Consider the following 5,187-nt stretch of genomic DNA (forward strand, 5'->3'; position numbering starts at 1 on the left):
GGCCCCAACCCGATCGACCTGAGCCCGCCTGACACGCTCCACAAAGGCTTTTAGCAACCGTACGTCAATCCGCCGACACCTCAAGACCGGCATGAACGCACGCTGTACGCGGCAGGTGCGGAAACGTGATCAAGCTGTGGCCGGCCGTAGCTGCGGATGCACGCCAAGATCTCGGGTCGGGGATCGGCCGGTGGCAGGCGGTGGCGATGTTCCGTTATACCTTCGCAGCCGATATATTGGGCCGCGTGGAATCCCCACTGCGTGAACCGACATTTTTGATGCTCACCGCCCTGGCTGGCGAGCCGATGCACGGCTACGGCCTGATCGCCGAGGTGGCCCGGCTGTCCGGCGGCCGCATCTCGCTACGGCCCGGCACGCTGTACGGCGCATTGGACCGGCTAGTCGACGCGGGCCTGGTGGGCGTCGATCACGAGGAGATCGTCGACGGCCGGCTACGCCGCTACTACCGGCTCACCGAGCCGGGCGGCGAGCTGCTGGCCGCCGAGACCGAACGCATGCGCCGCAACGTCAAGGCGGCAACCACCCGGCTGCGCGCCGCCAAGGCCGCACCCCGCCCGAGCCGGAGATTCGCATGAGCCTGCCGCAAAGCCAGCCGGACCGCCCGGAAGGGCATCACCAAGGACGTCCTGCGATGACCGAACTCGAACGGCGCTATGCGCGCTGGATGGCGCTGTTCTATCCGGCCGACGATCGGCGCAAGCGTGGCTCGGAACTGGTGGACACCTACCTGGCCCTGGCCGCGCCCGGCCGAAGGAGACCCTCGCCCGCCGACATCGCCGACCTCGCGGCCGGTGGGCTGCGCCGGCGCCTGCGGACCGCGCCCGGCGTCGGCTTCCGGCTCGCCGGCCTGCTCGCGCTGACGACCACCAGCGCGTTCGCGAGCTGGTGGGCGGTCCTCGAGGTGCTGGCACCCAGAGTGTCACCCTATGGGCCCTGGTCTGCGCAGACCGGGCCGTTCCTGTCCCTCGGGGTGGCGGCGTGGGCGTTGTGGTTGCTGGCCGCCGTCGTGCACGCCGTCGCTCCCGGCCAGTGGTTTCGCCGCGCGGCGCTCCTCGCAGTGCTGGTCACCGCGGGCGTCCTGCCAGCCGCGATGCTGACCGGAATCTTCCGCCCACCGCTGAGCGTGCTGCTGCCCCAGGTCGTTCTCGGTGTCGTCGCGCTCGGCGCCTCCGCACGGTACCGCTGGTGGGTCCGGCTGGCGCCGCTCGCCGCCGCGGCGTTGACCGTGCCGGTTGCCGTGACCACCGAACCGCGCCTGGGCTTCAACGGCGACTACTACCCGTCCGCCGTATTGGCATTGCCGGCCGCCGCGGTGACGTTGCTCATCGGCGCGACGCTGCTCGCGCTCGGCCTGGCCGCCCGCCACGACTCCCGCGGTGTCTGGGCGCTGCTGATCCTGCTCACGCCGATCGGCATGCTCGCCCTCAACCCGCTCGGTGCGATGCTCGACAACGCCGGCCCGGGCCGGCCGATCGTTCCGGAATGGTCATCCATGGCCGCCGCTGGGGTACTGGTCGCCGTCGTAGGACCGGCACTGCTACTCCTGGCCCTCGCCGCAACGGGTCGACGCTCGGCCGGCGGCCGGTCACTGCCCGCCGAGGCGACCCATTGCCCGACCTGCGGCGCCCCGTCAAACTCCGCGTAGTCCACGAAACCCTGAGCCGGACGGTTGGTCGCAGGCTAGTGCGACGTCGGACATGCGCGACTCGAGGCATGACAGTGCAGCCGATCAAGGCATTGCGGTGCGTCAAGTGAGCGGAACTTCCACGTCCGAGATCTGTCCATGCGCTTCGAAGGACAGCCGAAGGCTGCTGGCCTGCTCTGGCAGAACCGGCAGGTAGTTACTGACATAGCGCCAGGGGTAGCGCTCACCGCCGCCGGCTGCACTCGCCAAGGTGTAGTGAGTGCCGATGTCATCGGTGACCGTCTGCCGGATCTCCAGCAGGTGTAGGGCTGGCCAGTCCGGGGGCTCGGTTTGCGGGTTGGCGAGTCAGGTCTCGTGTGCCTGGCGGTAGGTCTGCAGCGCTTGGTCGGCTCCCGGTCCCTTCCTTCCAGACGCAGCGTGACGTGGTTAGCGATCTCCAGACCGAACAGCCAAGCCTCGATGTCTCCCATCTCGGCCACGCTGAGGCGCGTGCGGCAACTTTCGGCGCGGTACCGCTGTCACGGTCACGAGGAACACCTGCTCTGGCTCGCCGAAGTCGACATGCACGACACCATCGGCCTGGGTGGCCTGGGCGGCTATGCTGCCTGCCGACGGACCCACCGGCAGGCTCTTCGAGGACGGCAGGCCGGTCGACCACGGCGCTCTCGCGCCCTGACTCCAGCCAGCGGCGGGGCGCCGCTGGCAGCCAGGCGTGGAACGGCCCGAGGTCCTGGTCGACGGACGAGCCGTGAACGCACGCCCGCCCAGCGACGGCCGGTGCGCTGGTGGTGCCATCTGCGGCCAGGGCTTGGGAGGTGTCGTCCGAGCTGTCCTGGATAGTCGAGCCGGACGGCCAGACGTTGGTGGCCATCTGCCCTTGACGGGCAGGAGGAGCGTTACATCGATCGGCATGCACAGGTCGCGCCGACGGGACGCCGCCCGGCTGCGACAGGCTGTCTCTCGTAGCATGACGCGGGCGCGGGCGTGCTCCGGCCTACCGTCCGAACGTCGATGTCGGCGGCTGCGGTCTGGCGTCCTGAGGCAGGAACGGTCGCAGCTGCTCCGGCGTCGGTTCCGCTACCGGGGCAATCCGAGTTCGCCGCGGAGCGGGTCGAGGTCCGCGACGTACCGTTCGCCCATGCCAGCCGCTGTTGGTGTACCCGGTCTGCGGCAGCGCCGGCTTCGCGAAGATGTTGCCGATGCGCTTGCCGATGTTGATCAACGAAACTCGACAACCGCTTCTTGCGGTAGTCACTGGACCGGGTTGGGCGCGCTGTCCCGAGCTGCCATGGCCAGTGCGATGAACGAGCGGAAACGCTCAAACTCGGCCGCGTCCATGGTGAGCCAGGCACCCGAGAGGACCTGGTCGTCGTATCCCGCCCCGATCTGGACTTTGTACCGGTCGCCCTTGGGCTTGACCGAGACACCCAGAAACGCCACGTGGACCCGATTCGATTCGGCATTGCCTCGGTGGAAGATCTCCAGGACCCGTCCGTCGAGTACCAGGATGTAAGCGTCATGCACGAATTCGGTCGCCATGCCGGTGAAAGTAGCCGAGTACTCGTTCTCAGTCGACAGCGGCGGATCCGACCCGGCCGGGCCTCTCAATCACTTTCCGTAGCGCCCAGATCCGTGCACCCAACCGTGGCTGACTCCGCGGTCGTGAGACCCCTACTGCTTGGAGCATGTGCTGTGGCACTGCACACAGTGGACACACCGGGGACCGGCAAATGGGCGTTCATCCTGCCCCTCGCCATCATCGGCAGCCTCGCGAGCTTCATCCTGGGCCGGCTACGGTTCCGGCAGCCGGCGCCTGTCCCGCCGCCGCACCCGCACCCTTTTGGTAACGCTGGTCCGGCGGCACCGCCGTTCGGCGCGCTGGTCACCATCAACGACGGGCAATTGTTCACGGCCGGGCCCGGCACGGCGCAGCCCGCCCCGACGATGGACCCACTCGTCAGGTTGACCATGCTGCAGTCTCTGCGGGACTCCGGTGCGCTGTCGCCAGCCGAGTACGAACAGGCGAAGGCAAAGATTCTGGCCGAGATGTAGGCCTCGTCCCGGTGCGCAGCTGATCAAGCTAGGTCTAGCGACCCGAGGTAGGCGGACACCGCCGCGCGCAGCGCAAGCTCACCAGGGGGCGCCACATCGGCGCCGGGAAGGAGAGATGGCCATGTATCACCGTGCGTCACCAGCGGGGATGAACGCCGGAGCACTCGCGGCGGCATGAGAGTGCGCCGCGATACGGGTATAGATACGGTGACGGCGTGACGGGTTACGGCTCGGGGTAGGTGTCCAGCAGCCGTGCGGCCTCGATGCGCAGTTCTTCCTTCGTGAGGCCACCGCCGAACATCGATGCTGCTACCAGGTCCAGAAACCGCACGAACTCGTCGGCGCCCGGCAGTGGCCGGTCGTAGGAGGCCAGTTCGTCGCCTTCTCGGTGGGTGTCCCATGCTCGGAAGACCCGCAGGCTGGCATCCCTGCCGATGCGCCACGCGTCCCGCCAGTCATGCTCGCGGAAGGTGAACAGCGGGTGGACCGTCTCCAGGAACTCCAGCCCGAGGGCGTCGATCAGCCTGTACACGGCGTTGTCGTCGGTGTGGGTGCCGATCGCGTCGGTGATGCGGTTCGCCGAGGTGGACACGTCGGCCGCTGCGGCCCAGCTGGACAGGGTGTTGGCTAAGCTGGCCGGGTCGTCGTCCGGCACGTCGGCGCCGTCAGGCAAGGGCACGGTGCACTCTTCGTGGTGATCAAAGGCGCAGCGTTGCGCTGCCGGGCGGGGCGGCGAAACGAGCCCTGTGGCCGCGGCGAGGTCACGGAAGGTGGGGCCGGTTCGCTCGGCGGTGTTGGCGAAGTGGGCCAGCCATGTAGATCCGTCGGGGGTCGCGCCGCCGTACTGCAGGCAGTAGCTCTCTTTGATCTCTATTGCGAGTGCGGGTGCGCCGGTGGCCACGGCCAGGGGCGCGGGTCCGCCGTGGATGGTCGGCCATTCGTGATACATCGGTGGATTGAGGTGCGCTAGTTGCCAGCCGCTGTCGTACCGGTGCACAGCGACGAATCGGCTGCCGAACGCGGACCGTATCCCGGGTACATGCGGCAGCAGCGTGTCGGACCGGGCGAGCACGAAGGTGCCGAAGAAACTCACGTGTGACGTTTTAGCACCTGGAGCTCACTGAAACGCGGAGATAGGACCGCTCAGCGAGGTCATGGGTTGGCGCGGCAGCTCATGCGACGCGAGGCACCTGGTCGCGGCGCGAGTCGCCGGCCCGTGCCAGCGCCGTGCACAACCGCACTCAATTCGGCAGAACAAGAAGCCTCGGCCTCGCCGAGCAAGTCACCGTCTGTGACGAGCGCTGGCCAGCGGCGCCGGGTGCACGCCGCGCTGGCCGCACACAGGACACCACTGCGGCCGCACCCTTCGAACCCTGTCAACGGTCATCTGATGCCCCGGATGGGCGGACAGTGGGCCGCCGGGTCCGCGGACACGGTTTCTCCGGGTCCGCGGACACATGTCTTCCGGT

At 68.4% G+C, this 5,187-nt stretch carries 5 protein-coding genes; 3 read left to right on the forward strand and 2 right to left on the reverse strand.

The genetic code is table 11. From position 1 onward, the window contains the following. The first annotated feature begins 245 nt into the window (after window positions 1-245). Both AB0367_RS38605 and AB0367_RS38610 read left to right on the forward strand, forming a co-directional pair. A complete protein-coding gene (locus tag AB0367_RS38605; protein WP_366231486.1) occupies window positions 246-596 on the forward strand; it encodes a helix-turn-helix transcriptional regulator in 351 nt (116 codons plus the stop codon). Between the two features lie 56 nt (window positions 597-652). Continuing rightward, entirely contained in the window at window positions 653-1,666 is a 1,014-nt protein-coding gene (locus tag AB0367_RS38610; RefSeq protein ID WP_366231482.1) for a hypothetical protein, read from the forward strand. 1,251 nt (window positions 1,667-2,917) lie between these two features. On the opposite strand, the gene AB0367_RS38615 is transcribed toward AB0367_RS38610, so the two are convergent. Next, complete coding sequence (locus tag AB0367_RS38615; protein WP_366231483.1) at window positions 2,918-3,205, reverse strand: hypothetical protein; 288 nt, start codon at window positions 3,203-3,205, stop codon at window positions 2,918-2,920. A gap of 153 nt (window positions 3,206-3,358) precedes the next feature. Here AB0367_RS38615 and AB0367_RS38620 point away from each other — a divergent pair, with 153 nt between their 5' ends. Then, on the forward strand, window positions 3,359-3,718 hold the full coding sequence (locus AB0367_RS38620; protein WP_366231484.1) for an SHOCT domain-containing protein: 360 nt from the start codon (window positions 3,359-3,361) through the stop codon (window positions 3,716-3,718). A 223-nt stretch (window positions 3,719-3,941) separates the two neighbouring features. Here the strand turns inward: AB0367_RS38620 and AB0367_RS38625 are convergent, their stop codons facing one another. After that, window positions 3,942-4,811, reverse strand: a complete 870-nt coding sequence (locus tag AB0367_RS38625; RefSeq protein WP_366231485.1) for a hypothetical protein — start codon at window positions 4,809-4,811, stop codon at window positions 3,942-3,944. Window positions 4,812-5,187: the final 376 nt, after the last annotated feature.

The sequence above is a fragment of the Dactylosporangium sp. NPDC051484 genome (genome assembly GCF_040689395.1).
Lineage (GTDB): Bacteria > Actinomycetota > Actinomycetes > Mycobacteriales > Micromonosporaceae > Dactylosporangium.

Excerpts from the sequence above, each read along its gene's own strand:
- AB0367_RS38610 (WP_366231482.1), top strand. The coding sequence starts at position 653 with ATGACCGAACTCGAACGGCGCTATGCGCGCTGGATGGCGCTGTTCTAT.
- AB0367_RS38615 (WP_366231483.1), bottom strand. The coding sequence starts at position 3,205 with ATGGCGACCGAATTCGTGCATGACGCTTACATCCTGGTACTCGACGGA.